11 protein-coding genes and 2 rRNA genes are annotated in these 15,549 nt (G+C 53.8%); 7 read left to right on the forward strand and 6 right to left on the reverse strand.

Annotated elements, in window-relative coordinates; translation table 11 throughout:
* Window positions 1–18 precede the first annotated feature (18 nt).
* The 3 genes from ABO_RS02525 to ABO_RS02535 all read left to right on the forward strand — a co-directional run bounded on the left by ABO_RS02525 (window position 19) and on the right by ABO_RS02535 (window position 4,123).
* Window positions 19–2,909 (forward strand): 23S ribosomal RNA (locus tag ABO_RS02525).
* 199 nt (window positions 2,910–3,108) lie between these two features.
* Window positions 3,109–3,224 (forward strand): 5S ribosomal RNA (gene rrf / locus ABO_RS02530).
* Window positions 3,225–3,583: 359 nt separating this feature from the next.
* Window positions 3,584–4,123: a fused DSP-PTPase phosphatase/NAD kinase-like protein gene (locus tag ABO_RS02535; protein ID WP_011587773.1), complete on the forward strand. Its 540-nt coding sequence runs from the start codon at window positions 3,584–3,586 to the stop codon at window positions 4,121–4,123.
* On the opposite strand, the gene yegS is transcribed toward ABO_RS02535, so the two are convergent.
* Window positions 4,115–5,017, reverse strand: a complete 903-nt coding sequence (gene yegS, locus ABO_RS02540) for a lipid kinase YegS (protein ID WP_035460457.1) — start codon at window positions 5,015–5,017, stop codon at window positions 4,115–4,117. The two genes, ABO_RS02535 and yegS, sit on opposite strands and share 9 nt — an antisense overlap.
* Window positions 5,018–5,215: 198 nt before the next feature.
* On the opposite strand from yegS, the gene ABO_RS02545 reads away from it, so the two are divergent.
* Window positions 5,216–5,422: a DUF2061 domain-containing protein gene (locus tag ABO_RS02545; protein ID WP_011587775.1), complete on the forward strand. Its 207-nt coding sequence runs from the start codon at window positions 5,216–5,218 to the stop codon at window positions 5,420–5,422.
* 73 nt (window positions 5,423–5,495) lie between these two features.
* The gene (locus ABO_RS02550) at window positions 5,496–6,176 is read left to right on the forward strand and encodes a TetR/AcrR family transcriptional regulator (protein WP_035460458.1); all 681 of its coding nucleotides are present in this window, start codon (window positions 5,496–5,498) and stop codon (window positions 6,174–6,176) included.
* Window positions 6,177–6,197: 21 nt separating this feature from the next.
* Here ABO_RS02550 and ABO_RS02555 read toward each other — a convergent pair whose 3' ends face one another.
* The 5 genes from ABO_RS02555 to ABO_RS02575 form a co-directional block, all read right to left on the reverse strand.
* Window positions 6,198–7,010: a class I SAM-dependent methyltransferase gene (locus ABO_RS02555; protein WP_011587777.1), complete on the reverse strand. Its 813-nt coding sequence runs from the start codon at window positions 7,008–7,010 to the stop codon at window positions 6,198–6,200.
* 493 nt (window positions 7,011–7,503) lie between these two features.
* The gene (locus ABO_RS02560) at window positions 7,504–10,293 is read right to left on the reverse strand and encodes a valine--tRNA ligase (RefSeq protein ID WP_041704831.1); all 2,790 of its coding nucleotides are present in this window, start codon (window positions 10,291–10,293) and stop codon (window positions 7,504–7,506) included.
* A 143-nt stretch (window positions 10,294–10,436) separates the two neighbouring features.
* Window positions 10,437–10,817 carry a hypothetical protein gene (locus tag ABO_RS02565; protein WP_011587779.1) on the reverse strand — a complete coding sequence of 127 codons (381 nt, stop codon included), beginning with the start codon at window positions 10,815–10,817 and terminating at the stop codon, window positions 10,437–10,439.
* 23 nt (window positions 10,818–10,840) lie between these two features.
* Entirely contained in the window at window positions 10,841–11,260 is a 420-nt protein-coding gene (locus tag ABO_RS02570; RefSeq protein WP_035460462.1) for a DNA polymerase III subunit chi, read from the reverse strand.
* A gap of 70 nt (window positions 11,261–11,330) precedes the next feature.
* A complete protein-coding gene (locus tag ABO_RS02575) occupies window positions 11,331–12,800 on the reverse strand; it encodes a leucyl aminopeptidase (RefSeq protein WP_011587781.1) in 1,470 nt (489 codons plus the stop codon).
* 263 nt (window positions 12,801–13,063) lie between these two features.
* Between ABO_RS02575 and lptF the strand changes: the two genes are divergently transcribed.
* Together lptF and lptG are read left to right on the forward strand one after the other, a co-directional pair.
* The gene (gene lptF / locus ABO_RS02580) at window positions 13,064–14,182 is read left to right on the forward strand and encodes an LPS export ABC transporter permease LptF (RefSeq protein ID WP_101235016.1); all 1,119 of its coding nucleotides are present in this window, start codon (window positions 13,064–13,066) and stop codon (window positions 14,180–14,182) included.
* Window positions 14,179–15,240 carry an LPS export ABC transporter permease LptG gene (gene lptG / locus ABO_RS02585; RefSeq protein WP_011587783.1) on the forward strand — a complete coding sequence of 354 codons (1,062 nt, stop codon included), beginning with the start codon at window positions 14,179–14,181 and terminating at the stop codon, window positions 15,238–15,240. The genes lptF and lptG overlap by 4 nt, the downstream gene beginning before the upstream one ends.
* The last annotated feature ends 309 nt before the right edge of the window (window positions 15,241–15,549 follow it).

Below are 15,549 nucleotides of genomic sequence, written 5' to 3' on the forward strand. Positions count from 1 at the left end.
GACTGTTTTGGGTTATATAGTCAAGTGAATAAGCGTACACGGTGGATGCCTTGGCAGCCAGAGGCGATGAAGGACGTAGTAGCCTGCGATAAGCTTCGGGGAGTCGGCAAACAGACTTTGATCCGGAGATTTCCGAATGGGGAAACCCACCTGTCATAAGGCAGGTATCACATACTGAATCCATAGGTATGTGAGGCGAACGCGGGGAACTGAAACATCTAAGTACCCGTAGGAACAGAAATCAATTGAGATTCCGTTAGTAGCGGCGAGCGAACGCGGATTAGCCCTTAAGCTTGTGAATGATTAGGAGAACGGTCTGGGAAGGCCGGCCATAGTGGGTGATAGCCCCGTATCCGAAAGTCTGATCAAGTGAAATCGAGTAGGTCGGAGCACGTGAAACTTTGACTGAATGTGGGGGGACCATCCTCCAAGGCTAAATACTCCTGGCTGACCGATAGTGAACCAGTACCGTGAGGGAAAGGCGAAAAGAACCCCGGAGAGGGGAGTGAAATAGAACCTGAAACCGTGTACGTACAAGCAGTCGGAGCCTCCATGTGGGGTGACGGCGTACCTTTTGTATAATGGGTCAGCGACTTAATTTCAGTAGCGAGGTTAACCGTTTAGGGGAGCCGTAGGGAAACCGAGTCTTAATAGGGCGTTTAGTTGCTGGGATTAGACCCGAAACCGGGCGATCTATCCATGGGCAGGTTGAAGATGCGGTAACACGCATTGGAGGACCGAACCGACTACCGTTGAAAAGTTAGCGGATGACCTGTGGATCGGAGTGAAAGGCTAATCAAGCTCGGAGATAGCTGGTTCTCCCCGAAAGCTATTTAGGTAGCGCCTCGGACGAATACCACTGGGGGTAGAGCACTGTTTCGGCTAGGGGGTCATCCCGACTTACCAAACCGATGCAAACTCCGAATACCAGTGAGTACTATCCGGGAGACACACGGCGGGTGCTAACGTCCGTCGTGAAGAGGGAAACAACCCAGACCGCCAGCTAAGGTCCCCAAATTCCAGTTAAGTGGGAAACGATGTGGGAAGGCTCAGACAGCTAGGAGGTTGGCTTAGAAGCAGCCACCCTTTAAAGAAAGCGTAATAGCTCACTAGTCGAGTCGGCCTGCGCGGAAGATGTAACGGGGCTCAAACTGGATACCGAAGCTGCGGCTGCATACTATGTATGCGGGGTAGGGGAGCGTTGTGTAAGTCTGTGAAGGTGTGTTGAGAAGCATGCTGGAGATATCACAAGTGCGAATGCTGACGTGAGTAACGATAATGGGAGTGAAAAACTCCCACGCCGAAAGACCAAGGTTTCCTGCGCAACGCTAATCGGCGCAGGGTGAGTCGGCCCCTAAGGCGAGGCAGAAATGCGTAGCTGATGGGAAACGGGTTAATATTCCCGTACTTCTTATAACTGCGATGGAGAGACGGAGAAGGCTATGCCTACCGGGCGTTGGTTGTCCCGGGGAAAGGCTGTAGGCTGAGGTGTTAGGCAAATCCGGCACCTTAAGGCTGAGAGTCGAGACCACTGGTCCTTTGTGACCGGGAAGTGGTTGATGCCATGCTTCCAGGAAAATCTTCTAAGCTTCAGGTTATAAGGAACCGTACCCCAAACCGACACAGGTGGTTGGGATGAGTATTCTAAGGCGCTTGAGAGAACTCGGGTGAAGGAACTAGGCAAAGTGGTACCGTAACTTCGGGAGAAGGTACGCCGCTGAAGGTGATGAGACTTGCTCTCTGAGCTATCGGCGGTCGCAGTGAAAAGGCCCCTGCAACTGTTTATTAAAAACACAGCACTCTGCAAACGCGTAAGCGGACGTATAGGGTGTGACGCCTGCCCGGTGCCGGAAGGTTAATTGATGGGGTTAGCTTCGGCGAAGCTCTTGATCGAAGCCCCGGTAAACGGCGGCCGTAACTATAACGGTCCTAAGGTAGCGAAATTCCTTGTCGGGTAAGTTCCGACCTGCACGAATGGCGTAATGATGGGGGCGCTGTCTCCACCCGAGACTCAGTGAAATCGAAATCGCAGTGAAGATGCTGTGTACCCGCGGCTAGACGGAAAGACCCCGTGAACCTTTACTATAGCTTCACAGTGGACTTTGAACCTGTTTGTGTAGGATAGCTGGGAGACTTTGAAGCAGTGACGCTAGTTACTGTGGAGTCGTCCTTGAAATACCAGCCTGGCATGTTTGAGGTTCTAACCTAGGTCCCTTATCGGGATCGGGGACATTGTGTGGTGGGTAGTTTGACTGGGGCGGTCTCCTCCCAAAGAGTAACGGAGGAGCACAAAGGTACCCTCAGCACGGTCGGACATCGTGCAACGAGCGTAAAGGTAGAAGGGTGCTTGACTGCGAGACCTACAAGTCGAGCAGGTGCGAAAGCAGGTCTTAGTGATCCGGTGGTTCTGTATGGAAGGGCCATCGCTCAACGGATAAAAGGTACTCCGGGGATAACAGGCTGATACCGCCCAAGAGTTCATATCGACGGCGGTGTTTGGCACCTCGATGTCGGCTCATCTCATCCTGGGGCTGAAGCCGGTCCCAAGGGTATGGCTGTTCGCCATTTAAAGAGGTACGCGAGCTGGGTTTAGAACGTCGTGAGACAGTTCGGTCCCTATCTGCCGTGGGCGTTGGAGATTTGAGAGGAGCTGCTCCTAGTACGAGAGGACCGGAGTGGACGAACCTCTGGTGTTCCGGTTGTCACGCCAGTGGCATTGCCGGGTAGCTACGTTCGGACGGGATAACCGCTGAAAGCATCTAAGCGGGAAGCCTCCCTCAAGATGAGATCTCCCTGGGAACTTGATTCCCCTGAAGGGCCGTTGAAGACCACAACGTTGATAGGCTGGGTGTGGAAGCGTTGTAAGGCGTGAAGCTAACCAGTACTAATTGCCCGTGAGGCTTGACTATATAACACCAAAGCAGTTACTCGGCTTATCGCCAGGTAACGCAAAGATACGGTGTGAGAGATAACTAACCTTGCAGTTGAATAGCAAACTTCTCGTTACCCAATTTGGCTTTGCCGGTGTGCAGTATTTACCTAGGTAAAACACCGGGAAGGCAACCTATTTGGTCCTCCTGATTTAATCAGGAAAACCAAACCAGATTGCCTGACGACCATAGAGTATTGGAACCACCTGATCCCATGCCGAACTCAGAAGTGAAACAGTACATCGCCGATGGTAGTGTGGGGCTTCCCCATGCGAGAGTAGGTCATCGTCAGGCTCTTAAATACAGAAAAACCCTCGTCGCGTCAGTGGCGGGGGTTTTTTTATTGGCGCCTGTCCGGGCAGCCTAAAATCAAATTATAACTATCGATGCAAGCCCCACCCGAATCACTCAATCGTCACCAGTGCTTTAGGCGCTCCCCAACCGTTCTTGTCACGCTCTGTTTGTAGGCTATCCTCAGCGGAGGGCCCGCATACCTATAGATGCCATTCCTAGCGGGCTTTTATATCCTGCTTCAAACATGCCTTCTCGCGTCGCCCTCGTAGCTTAGCCGGAGCAGTAATGATTACCCTGTAATCACTCTGCCAACATCGCCCGGCATTATTCGCTTACCTTCAATGCCGGGAGTCTTCGTCATGCTGTTGTATATCGCCATTGTTATCTCTGTTCTTGCGTTAGTTATCTATCGCTATCGTAAGCTGATGTACCACTTTCGTGTGGTGGAACGGAGAAAACTTTACCGTAGCGGAACCTTGGGGCCTATCGGTATACGAATCATGCATCGTATTTTGGGCGTTAACACAATTGTTAATCTACGCCTTGAGTCGGAGTACAGTAAAAACGGTTGGTACTTTAAACAGTTGGATTATTGTCGCCGGCATGGAGTGAAGCTTGTGAATATCCCCATGGCGCAGGATACACCGCCAACTGAGGCTCAAATTGTGGCATTTATTGAAGAGTTGGGTCGGGCAGACAGCCGCTGCTTGGTGCATTGTGAGATGGGGGTGATTCGTACAGGGATGATGGTGGTAGCAGTGGCGACTCGCTGTTATGGGGTAACCGAGATGGCGGTATGGCAGCACTTTCCACTATATGGCCACAAACTAGATAGACGGCGACAAAAGGTCCGAGAGTTTATTCAGCTCTGTGGCCGTGCGCACAAGGCTTCAGCCTAACAGTGGACAGCCCTCGGGCAGGTAAAGGCGCAGCGCATTGCGAATGGCTTGAATCTGAAAAGTTGTATTCTGAATTGGTTCACCATCCAGGTTCAGGTTCATGGGCGTTGGAGTTTCAATTTTCATTTCGCTAAGTCGGGTACGAACAAAAAGCCCTTCTTGGTCGGGATCTTGTCGCGCTTCACTGTCGAACAGCTCTTTCACTCCAGCGAGTAGATCCATGTCTGCGGGCAGGATGGCGACATCGAAGAGCCCATCGTTGACCAGGGCGTCTGGACACAGGCGTTGCCCACCTCCGGCTTGCCGGCCATTGCCTAGGCCGAGAGCCAGAAAATCACCTTCCCATTCAAAATCCTCTCCTTTGAAGTGACCTTTGGCGGATTCAATTTCCGAAAACCGAGTTAGGCCGGTAAGCAAGTAGGCTGCACCGCCAAGCATTTTTTTCAACTCTTCGGACGTTTGTGTGGTGACCTCTGTGCCGAAACCGCCGGTGGCCATGTTGAGAAAATAATGGTTATTTACTCGGATTACATCACACGGCTGAGCAGGCCTATTAAGCAATGACAAGGCGTCGGCGGGCTCCTCCGAAACTTCTGCAGCCGTGGCAAAGTCGTTGGCCGTGCCGAGCGGGATAATCGCTAGTTCCAGTTCGCTATTACCGTTTTCCATCAGTGCTTGGGTGATGTCACGTACCGAGCCGTCTCCGCCGCCGGCAATAATCGTTTTGAAGCCGTTATCGAGCGCTTCGCGGACATAGCGTTCCGCGTCGCCCCCCTCCCACGTTACGCGGACGGCTAACTCATGGCCCTGGTTACGCCAGTCAATGACCGCATTGCGAACGGACTGGTTGTCGGCCTGCTTGCCGTGAAGGATAAGTAAGGCTTTCTTGCTCATGGGGAGAACTCTGTCGTTGACTGGTGCCATAGAATAAAGCATGCGGCTGCTTTGATGCAGGACCAGGATAAGTAAGTTAACAATCCTTGATGGTTAGCGATTGTTTGCTATTTGATGTGTCTATCGATGCTATTTATCAAGAGCTTTATGCTATGCGAATGGAGTGAGGCATGATGGGCTTCAATTGGAGGGTATGTCATGACTAAGACAATTAGTTTCGGAGTAATGCATATTTCAGTGGCGTTCTTGGTCGTTTGGGCCATGACAGGTGACTGGCGTATTGGTGGTTTGACGGCTTTGGTTGAGCCTTGTGTGAATACCGTGGCCTACCACTTTCATGAAAAAATCTGGAAGACTAACAAGAAGGCTGACCCTGCCCCGGTGAGCGGAGCGATTATGGTTTAGGATAAACTCAATGTTTACTCTGCTAGGGCCGTTAGTTAAGCTACCGAAGGCTATAGATTTTAAGGGGCGTCACGTGCAGAGACCAAGCAGCGACATAGATGCGATTCGCCAGGTGGTGAATCAAGTGTTGGAAGTTCATGCCCTCGAAGAAGGAGGGCAGCGCTCTCAGGCTCGGGCTGAAATTCTGATTCACTCAATGCAGGTGTTTGCTATTCGTGGGCTCCAGCGAACCACGGTACAGCATTTGTTAGATGCCTCTAATGTATCTCGACGCACGTTCTACAAATACTTTCGCAACAAGATGGATGTGCTGGAAAGCATCTATCGTATCTTTGTGGATAATATGATGCTGCATTTTCACAGAGAGGTGAAGCAGGCCTCATCTGTGAACGATATCATTCGTAATACCACTAAGGTTTATTTTGATCACCATGTGAGTATGGGCCCGGTAATCAAGTTGATGATGGAGGAGGCTCGCTCTTCTGATTCAGCTCTGGCGCCTCACCGCATCCGTGCCCAAACCTTGGCATCTGAAGTCCTAGCTGTTCAGATTAACCGTTATACGGGGAAGGATTACGAGCCGTTAGTTTTCCTGACAGTGTTGTGGATGTTAGAGAACTACTCACTCTATATTTTCGACGATGGCGGCTTTTCCCAGCAGCGACTGGACCTGTGCTTGCGGGTCGCGGTGGGTGTGACTGAATCCTTGGTGCTGGGAAAGGCTGCGCCAAGCATGTTGGAGCGCCCCGCGTAGTAAGACTCCGGTTGGATTGGTTCAATGCTCCGGCTTGAGAAACTTCAGTGTCATCCGGTCACTTTCCCCGATTGCTTCATAGGTTTCCCTGTCCTTGTCGCCGAGTCGTAGAGTGGGGGGAAGTGTCCAGACTCCGGCAGGGTGGTTGATCTGATCCTTCGGGTTGGCATTGATCTCTGATCGATCCACCAGTGTAAAACCGGCCTTCTCGGCAAGGGCGATGACATACCCCTCGCTCATATATCCCGTTTCGATTTGCCTTTCCAGTGGGCGTACTTCTGGTGCCCGATGTTCCACTACGCCCAGCACTCCGCCCGGCTTGAGAGCCTTGTAAAAGCTTTTGAAGGCGGCTTCCCCCTTGCCGGATTTTGCCCAGTTATGCACGTTGCGGAAAGTGAGAACCCGGTCGACTGTGCCTGCTGGGGCAATGTCATTGTAGACAGGGGGATAAAGGTGGGTAATGCGAACCTTGTTGTAAATCTCGTCCTGCTTGGCCAGGCGGGTTTTAAACTGGATCAGTGAACGTTGGTAAAACGGGATGTTGCTATCCGGCGGAAATTGGGCAGCATAATAAGTGCCATTGTCGCGCAGATAAGGCGCCAGAATGGCGGTATACCACCCCTTTGAGCCAGGCCAGATTTCCACCACGGCCATGTCGGCTTCTACGTTGAAAAAGCGAAGGGTCTTGGCCGGGTGGCGGTAAGAGTCACGGGCCTTTTCCGCTGACGTGCGGTGGGGAGCGTCAAGAGTATCGTCCAAGCTGTCGGCCTGGGTGTATGCAACGCATAGCGGGGAAAAAGCCAGAACCGCAGCTAGAACAAACGTGATGCGCATGATTTCTCCTATGATGTCACGGGTCAACACGCGTTCCTGTGATCTGCGGTTTGTTATTCGAAGCTCCTCTCTGCTGTGAGTGTTCGCTCACGGTAGGTGGCTCCGGCCATCCAGTTCACTATTATCAGCATCGTATCGCGAGTGGGCAGAGCAACGAAATAGCCTTCTTTATAACGTTCGCTTAAAAAACATCGGCAAAGGGTGCGTTTGGTTCCATAAACTAGGTGCTGGCGCAGGTTCGTCGGCCGCGCCAAGGGCAGGCAATACTATACTGATTAGCTCAGAGGGAGGGCGCGCAGCTGGTCTTCGGTTCCCTTCTACGAGCGGTAGCGGTAGTGCTTCCTAGGAGGCAAGCAGCGTATAGATGGTGGTTTTGTCTAGATCGGCTCGATTGCGATGGTATCCACTTCCGCCCTGCGGAAGCCTTCGCTGGCGAAGGCTTCCTGTGCGCAGGTGAGAAGAAGATGCAGCGTAATCGCCATAATGGCGGGCTTTACAGGTACTTGATTTTTTCCAGCTGCTCTTCAAGCTTGGCCAGTTGTGAACGATAGTCGTCCAGTTTGGCTTTTTCCTTGTCTACCACGGCCTGTGGCGCTTTATCGACAAACTTAGGATTCTTTAATTTACCTTCGGCGCGGCCCACTTCCTTGCGTAGTTTCTCGATTTCCTTAGAAAGACGCTCGATCTCTGCTTCCTTGTCGATCAGCCCGGCCATGGGGACCAAAATTTCCATGTCGCCGACTAGGGCGGTGGCAGAGGCGGGGGCGGAATCCTCTGCGGTCAGCCAGGTAATGGATTCCAGTTTGGCCAGTTTGCAGAGGAAGACTCGGTTGGCGTCCAGCAGGGCCTTGTCGGAGTCTTTACCATTATGCAGATAAATCGGCAGTGCCTTGCCTAGTGGAATGCCCATCTCACCACGGATGTTACGTACCGCGCTAATAACCGCTTTTACCCATTCTGCACCGGTTTCCGCATTGGTATCGATTTTGGCGGGTTCGCTGGCCGGGAAGGGCTGTAACATGATGGTGTCGGTTTTTTCGCCTTTACCTGCCGCCGACGCCTTGCCCGCCAGTGGTCCGACTTTTTGCCAGATTTCTTCAGTGATGAATGGCATAAAGGGGTGGGCCATGCGAAGGATGGCTTCCAGTACGGTCACTAGGGTGCGGCGTGTGCCGCGTTTTTGGGCATCGGAATACTCGTCACCCCACAGTACCGGCTTGGATAGCTCGAGATACCAATCGCAGTATTCGTTCCAGATGAATTCATAGGCGGCGTGGCTGGCCACGTCGAAACGGAAGCTGTCTAGTGCTTCGCTGACTTCCAGTTCGGCCCGCTGTAAGGCGGAGATAATCCAACGGTCTGCCAGAGATAGTTCCACTTCGCTATCGGTGTCGATGCCGCAGTCTTCCCCTTCGGTATTCATCATTACATAGCGGGCTGCATTCCAGATTTTGTTACAGAAATTCCGGTAGCCTTCTATGCGGCCCATGTCCCACTTGATGTCCCGGCCAGTGGAAGCGAGAGACAGGAAGGTAAAACGCAGAGCGTCGGTGCCGTAGGGGTTGATGCCGTCAGGGAAGTCTTTGTTAGTGCGCTTGGTGATTTGTTTTTCTTTCTGCGGCTGCATCAGGCCCTTGGTGCGCTTGTCGATCAGCGCATCTAGGGTGATCCCGTCAATCATGTCCAGCGGATCAAGCACGTTGCCTTTCGACTTGGACATTTTCTGGCCGTCATTGTCGCGGACCAGACCATGAACATAGACCTTCTTGAAAGGCACTTGGTCGGTGAACTTCAGAGTCATCATTATCATCCGGGCAACCCAGAAGAAAATAATGTCGAAGCCGGTTACCAGTACATCGGTGGGATGAAAGGTGCGCAGGGCGTCAGTGTCATCCGGCCAGCCCAGAGTGGAGAAGGTCCACAGGGCGGAACTGAACCAGGTATCTAGGACATCGTCATCCTGGCTCAGGGGGGTATCGCCTAGGTTATTTTCTGCTCGGACCTCTTCTTCGTCGCGGCCCACATAGACGTTGCCGTCGGCATCGTACCAGGCGGGGATGCGATGGCCCCACCACAGTTGGCGGGAGATACACCAGTCCTGCAGATCGCGCATCCAGGAGAAGTACATGTTCTCATAGTTTTTGGGGACGAACTGGATGTCGCCATTTTCCACGGCGGCAATGGCCGGTTTGGCCAGCTCTTCTACGGCGACAAACCACTGGTCGGTCAGGTAGGGTTCGATAACCACACCGGAACGATCACCACGGGGCACCTGTAGGGTGTGGTCGTCCACTTTTTCCAGCAGCCCTAAGGCATCTAGATCGTCTACTACTTTTTTGCGGGCCTCTACACGGTCCAAGCCGCGATAGCCTTCCGGCACTTCGTCATTCAGCGCGGCATCGATGGTCAGGATATTGATCATCGGCAGGTCGTGGCGCTTACCCACTTCGTAATCGTTGAAGTCGTGGGCCGGGGTGATTTTCACGCAGCCGGAGCCGAAGTCCGGGTCTACGTAGTCATCGGCAATAATAGGGATATTGCGGTCAGCTAGCGGCAGGCGAATGCTCTTACCGATCATGTCCTTGTAGCGTGGGTCTTGCGGATGAACGGCTACGGCGGTATCACCGAGCATGGTTTCCGGGCGTGTAGTGGCGACCACCAGGTGCCCGGAGCCATCAGACAGCGGATAGCGGAAGTGCCACATGTGGCCTTGCTCTTCCACGTTCTCCACTTCTAGGTCGGAGATGGCGGTGTGCAGGGCTGGATCCCAATTGACCAGCCGCTTGCCGCGGTAAATCAAGCCTTCCTTGTGCAGACGGACAAACACTTCGCGCACGGCGTTAGACAGACCGTCGTCCATGGTGAAGCGTTCACGAGTCCAGTCTACGCTGGCGCCCATGCGACGCAGCTGGCGGGTAATAGTGCCGCCGGATTCCCTTTTCCATTCCCAGACCTTGTCCAGAAATTTCTCACGGCCTAGCTCGTGACGGTTGGTGCCTTCGCCGGCCAATTTGCGTTCTACCACCATTTGGGTGGCGATGCCGGCGTGGTCGGTGCCCACCTGCCAGAGGGTGTTGCGGCCCTGCATGCGGCGGTAGCGGACCAAGGTATCCATAATGGTGTCTTGGAAGGCGTGGCCCATGTGCAAGCTGCCGGTCACATTGGGGGGCGGGATCATGATGCAGAACGGGTCACCCTGGCCGCTCGGCTTGAAATGACCGGCTTGTTCCCAGTTTTCGTACCAAGACTGCTCAATGCGATCGGGTTGGTAGGTTTTGTCCATGATCACCGCTTCTAACCAGAAAAAATGAGGGCGAATTATAGCGAAGCGGGGCGGGTTCGTCGCGGGTTGTAGGAAAACCCCTTACCTAGGCTGCCAGACGCCTGAAAAGAAAAACGCTTGCCCCCAGAAAGTTTGTAGAGCGATTAGCCTCTGGCATTCCTTCGCAGGGCGGCGCGCAGCTTCAAACGTAGGGCTTTTTCCAGCTTGGGCAGGGCCTCGGCCACTAGTTCATCAATGGCGTTATCAATGTCACGGTTGGTCAACGTTGGGCGTGCTGTTGCTGTTGTTTGCTGAGCGGGAGTGGAAATCGATGGCCCACTGAGGGTGGGGGCGTGTTGGTTAGCGGTGCGGTCTAAGAACGGGTTGGTCCGTTCGCTGGCAAGCTGCCGTATTCGTTGAGCCTCCGGCGGGGTTGCCTCTGCAGATGCTTGTAGCAGCGGCGGCTCAGCATCGTCCAGCAAGGACTGGACATCATCCAGTTCTTTGAGCAAGGCGTGCTTTGCCGTTTCCTTGTTGTCGCTCATAGCCGTGTTGCTCGCAGTAGTGGTCAGCCAAGTTCATGGGTGGTGACGGGGAAGCCTCGGTCCCGGTAGAAACGAAAACGTTCCCGGCCCTGTTGTCGTTCGGCTTCATCGCCGCTGATCATTTCGGCCACCCGCTGAAAGCGGGAGGAAAAGTCGGGCACTCCATCGCTCAGGTTGATCAGTACATCGTGCTGATGGCCTGGGTCGTCACCGAATCCGAGTAATACCGGAGCCTGACCTTCACTGCTTAGTGCGTGGGGCAAGAAGCCTGTTGGGGGAGATTGCCAGAATTGCGCGTCCAGCTGCCGTGCATGGGCCTCATTTTGGCAATGCACATAGACTTGCCGGCCCTGTTTCAGCGCTTTATCGGCAATCCGCCAAGCCAGAGCCTGGCGAACGCCCTCCCCGACTTTACTGCTGAGATAGAAAGTGACTTCAGTCATAGGTAAAAGCCTAGCGGCTGACGCCAAACGCCTGACGCATAGTGTTGTGCCAGGCGTTCGGTGCCTAGCATTAGGCGTTGTCCATCAAATACCGTGTAAGCATAGGCACAGGGCGACCGGTGGCGCCTTTGCTCATGCCGCCGCTGATCCAGGCGGTGCCGGCGATATCCAGATGCGCCCATTTTACTTCTTTGGTGAAGCGGGAGAGGAAGCAGGCGGCGGTGATGGAGCCTGCTTTGGGGCCGCCAATGTTTTGCATGTCGGCAAAGGGGCTGTCCAGCTGGCCCTGGTACTCATCCCACAGGGGCATCGGCCAGCCGCGGTCGCCGGTTTCTTTACCCGCGGCGAGCAGAGCTTCGCTGAGGTCATCGTCGTTGGAGTAGACTGCCTGGGCGTGGGCGCCGAGGGCGACAACGCAAGCGCCGGTCAGGGTGGCGATGTCGATGACTGTGTGTGGTTTGTGTTTTTGCTGCACGTAGGTCAACGCGTCGCACAGTACCAGTCGACCTTCAGCATCGGTATTGAGAATTTCCACGGTCTGGCCGGATAGGGTTTTGACGATATCTCCCGGGCGAGCGGCGCGGCCATCGGGCATGTTTTCCGCCGCTGCCACGACGGCAACTAGATGGATAGGCAGGTCCAGTTCGCACACAGTTTTTACTGAGCCGAAAACACTGGCAGCGCCGCCCATGTCATATTTCATCTCATCCATGGTGGCGCCGGGCTTTAGAGAAATGCCGCCGGTATCGAAGGTGATCCCTTTGCCGACCAGGGCAACCGGGCCTTGCTTGGTGGGTTTGGCGCCCTTGTATTCCATCACAATGATTTGGCCCTGGCGTTCGGAGCCTTTGGCTACCGCGTGGAAGGCTCCCATGCCCATTTTTTCTGCCTGAGCCTGGCTCAATACTTTCACCGTAAGCTTTTCATATTCTTTGCCCAGATCCCGAGCTACCCCGCTCAGATATTCCGGGTAGCAATCGTTGGGAGGCAAATTGCCCAAATCTCGAGCTACGTTGACCCCAAGGCCCACGGCTTTGCCTGTTTTGTGTGCTTTCGTAAGGGTAGTGTCCTTCTCGGCATGCCAGAAGGTCAGTTTGGCTAGGTTGCTGGCCGGTGCCGGCTTGCTACGGTAGTTGTCGAAACGGTAGGTGCTTTCTTCTACTACACGGCTGCCTTCGCGGACTTGCCACTCCAGTGTTTGTGTGTGTGTGTCATCAAGCAGCCACATAGCCTGCTTAACCGGAGAGCTGGCCAAGGTTTTGGTGGCCTTGTGTACCAATGAGAGCCAGCCTTGGTCGCTGAGTGGGCTATCACCGGTGCCGACCAGCAGCAGGCGGTCAGCGTTAAGGTCTTGGGGCGCGTGCAACCAAACAAGCTGCCCCTTGCTAGCATTGAAATCGCCGGCCTTGGTGAACTGACTAATTTGCTCGCGAGTGGCGGAGGGCAAGGCCTGAGGAAGGTCATTTTTTTTGCCTAGCAATACCACTAGCGCATCTGCTTTGCTTTTCTCCAAGGGCCTGTTGCTTACTGCGAAGTCCATGCTTTCTCCAAATTGATAAAAGGGTGGGGCGCGATTCACCCGATAAATAAAGGAAATAGTGGGCCGTCACGCAAGGAAACGCAATCTGCGAAGGAGCCCAGGCGACCACCTAATTGAAAGGGAATTATCACCTTTGTCTAGCTCTCAGTTACACTAGGCGGCATTCACTGCTGCCGCAGGCGTTTTTGCCCGGCGGTGTGTGCCGCGCTGCGGGCCACCTGCCTGCCTTTATTCTGCTCGGCACGTTTTGCAGACAGCAATGAGTGGGCCTTCCTTTGATTCTTCATCGATATATTAACCGGCAAGTGTTTATGACCACAGTGCTGGTCACCTTTATTCTAGTAATGGTGCTGGTCAGTGGCCGCTTTATCAAATATTTAGCAGAGGCCGCCGCCGGTCAAATCGCTGCCGATGCTTTGTTCCTAGTGATGGCATTCCGAATGCCGGAATTTCTGCAAATGATCGTTCCCTTAAGTTTGTATGTCGCCCTGTTGTTGGTGTTGGGGCGTATGCACATGGATAACGAAATGGTGGTGTTACAGGCCGGAGGGCAGGGCAATGGCCGTGTGGTGCGCTCGTTGGTGGTGCCCATATTGATGGCCACCATGCTGGTAGGCATGTTTTCACTCTATGTGACCCCGCGGGGGGACGCAGAAGTAAACCGGATTTTTGAAGAACAAAAGGACCGGTCGGTGCTGGAATTGCTCACCCCGGGCCGTTTTCACGTAAAAGGCTCCAGTGATTCCCAGCGTGCTACTTACGCGGAGCATTTGAACCGGGAAAAAGGCGTGCTGGAAAATGTGTTTGTGGCCGATGCGCGTTTTGAAAGCCAAGGTGGGGCAGGAAGGTTGTTAACTGTCTGGGCGAAAAGCGGCAAGCTGGTGGTGGAAGATGGCATCAGTTATCTGCTGCTGACCGATGGTCTTCAGTATCAGGGTAAGCCCGGGCAGCTGGATTATAAGGAAGTGGGATTCAAGGAAGCCCGGGTTCGTATTGGTGGCGAAAAAACCGATAGTCGTCCGCCCAAGGTGCGTGGCCGCTCCACCCAAGAATTGATGGAGCAGCAGGCCGACAACAAAGAGGCACTGGCTGAACTGCAGTGGCGCATCTCGCTAATCCTCACCGTTCCGATCATGGCATTGGCGGCGATCCCCTTGGCGAGGGTTAATCCCCGACAAGGGCGTTTCTATCGATTAATTCCGGCCGTATTAGGTTACATGCTTTATGTGGGCATGTTGCTGGTATGCCGCAGTGCCATTGAAGATCACAAGGGGGTGCTGCCCTGGTACTTGAGCATGGTCTGGATCCATGTGAGTGCGGGGCTAGTTGTCTTCCTCCTTTATTTCGGCGCTCGCCTATTCCGGCGGAGGGCGCGCCCATGAAATTGCTCAAGCGTTACTTTTGGCGGGCGGTGATGATTCCGACCTTGGCCATTCTGTTTATTATCGTCGGGCTGGATTGTTTGTTCGGCTTTATCTATGAACTAGAGTTCCTGCGGGGCAACTATCAGGTGATGGAGGCCTTGCAGTTTATTCTGACCACCACACCGCGACGATTTTACGAATACATGCCTATGGCGATTCTGTTAGGCACCCTGATTGGTTTGAGCTTACTAGCGAACAGTGGTGAACTGTCGGTGATTCGAGCGGCGGGCGTGTCTACCCTGAAGGTGAGCTGGCTGGTGCTGCGTCCGGTGTTGGTGCTGATCATCTTGTCTATTCCGCTGGGTGAATATCTCACCCCCTATAGTGAGCAGGTGGCGCAGAGTAATCGTTCCATGGCCGAGGGGGGCGGTGAAGCCTTGCGCTCCAAATACGGCTATTGGCACAGGGAAGGGCCGGAGTTTATTCATATCAATGCGGTGCAGCCCAATGGGGTGTTGCACGGTTTGACCCGTTACCGTTTCAGCGATGGGCAGAAGCTGACGGAAACCCAGTACGTGAATCGGGCTATCTATCAGGGAGAATCCTGGTCATTGGAAGGTATTCAAGGCACCCGGTTGTTTGCTGATCATGTCGAGACTTACCAGAAAGATCAGGGGGAATGGCAAACGGAGCTGACCCCGCAGTTGCTGAGTATTGTGGTGCTTAAGCCCGACAACTTGGCGTTAGTGAAGTTGCTGGAATATACCCGTTATCTGAAACGGCAAGGTTTGGAAACGGCAGACTACATGCTCAGTTTCTGGCAGAAACTGTTCATGCCATTGGCGACTATCGGCATGGTGCTAATCGCTATTTCTTTTGTGTTCGGCCCCCTTCGAGAAGTGACCATGGGGTTGCGATTGACGGCAGGCATCGTGGCTGGGCTGATTTTCCACTACGGCCAGCAATTCTTTGGCCAACTGTCGCTGGTATTTCATACTGACCCGTTGCTAGCCGCTATTCTTCCCCCGTCATTGTGTTTGGTGCTGGGGATCTGGTTGTTGCAGCGAGTGCGTTGATGTGACCGGCTAGCGGGCACCTGGCCACATGGATGTGCCCACGCAGGGGCCAATGAACGATGCGCCACCCCTGTGATCATGTGATCTATCACTTCATCGATAATGACGACTAGCTGAAACTGGAGCATGCTCGCTTTGCGGTTGACCAGCGGTTGCGTGCATTCGATGCTGGCGGAGCCCGCGTTGCATCCCCTGTGAATTGAGGATGCCAATGTCGCTGTCCTTCACAAAGTTGGCCTCAATTCAGGCCGTCGGGATGACGTGATGGCAATCAAAATTGCGTTCGATGAATGTAAAGGCTGGAAAAGC

This window comes from Alcanivorax borkumensis SK2 (genome assembly GCF_000009365.1).
Classification (GTDB): domain Bacteria; phylum Pseudomonadota; class Gammaproteobacteria; order Pseudomonadales; family Alcanivoracaceae; genus Alcanivorax; species Alcanivorax borkumensis.

Coding starts and splice junctions, on each gene's coding strand:
- ABO_RS02535 (WP_011587773.1), top strand. CDS start 3,584: ATGCTGTTGTATATCGCCATTGTTATCTCTGTTCTTGCGTTAGTTATC.
- yegS (WP_035460457.1), bottom strand. CDS start 5,017: ATGAGCAAGAAAGCCTTACTTATCCTTCACGGCAAGCAGGCCGACAAC.
- ABO_RS02545 (WP_011587775.1), top strand. CDS start 5,216: ATGACTAAGACAATTAGTTTCGGAGTAATGCATATTTCAGTGGCGTTC.
- ABO_RS02555 (WP_011587777.1), bottom strand. CDS start 7,010: ATGCGCATCACGTTTGTTCTAGCTGCGGTTCTGGCTTTTTCCCCGCTA.
- ABO_RS02560 (WP_041704831.1), bottom strand. CDS start 10,293: ATGGACAAAACCTACCAACCCGATCGCATTGAGCAGTCTTGGTACGAA.
- ABO_RS02565 (WP_011587779.1), bottom strand. CDS start 10,817: ATGAGCGACAACAAGGAAACGGCAAAGCACGCCTTGCTCAAAGAACTG.
- ABO_RS02570 (WP_035460462.1), bottom strand. CDS start 11,260: ATGACTGAAGTCACTTTCTATCTCAGCAGTAAAGTCGGGGAGGGCGTT.
- ABO_RS02575 (WP_011587781.1), bottom strand. CDS start 12,800: ATGGACTTCGCAGTAAGCAACAGGCCCTTGGAGAAAAGCAAAGCAGAT.
- lptG (WP_011587783.1), top strand. CDS start 14,179: ATGAAATTGCTCAAGCGTTACTTTTGGCGGGCGGTGATGATTCCGACC.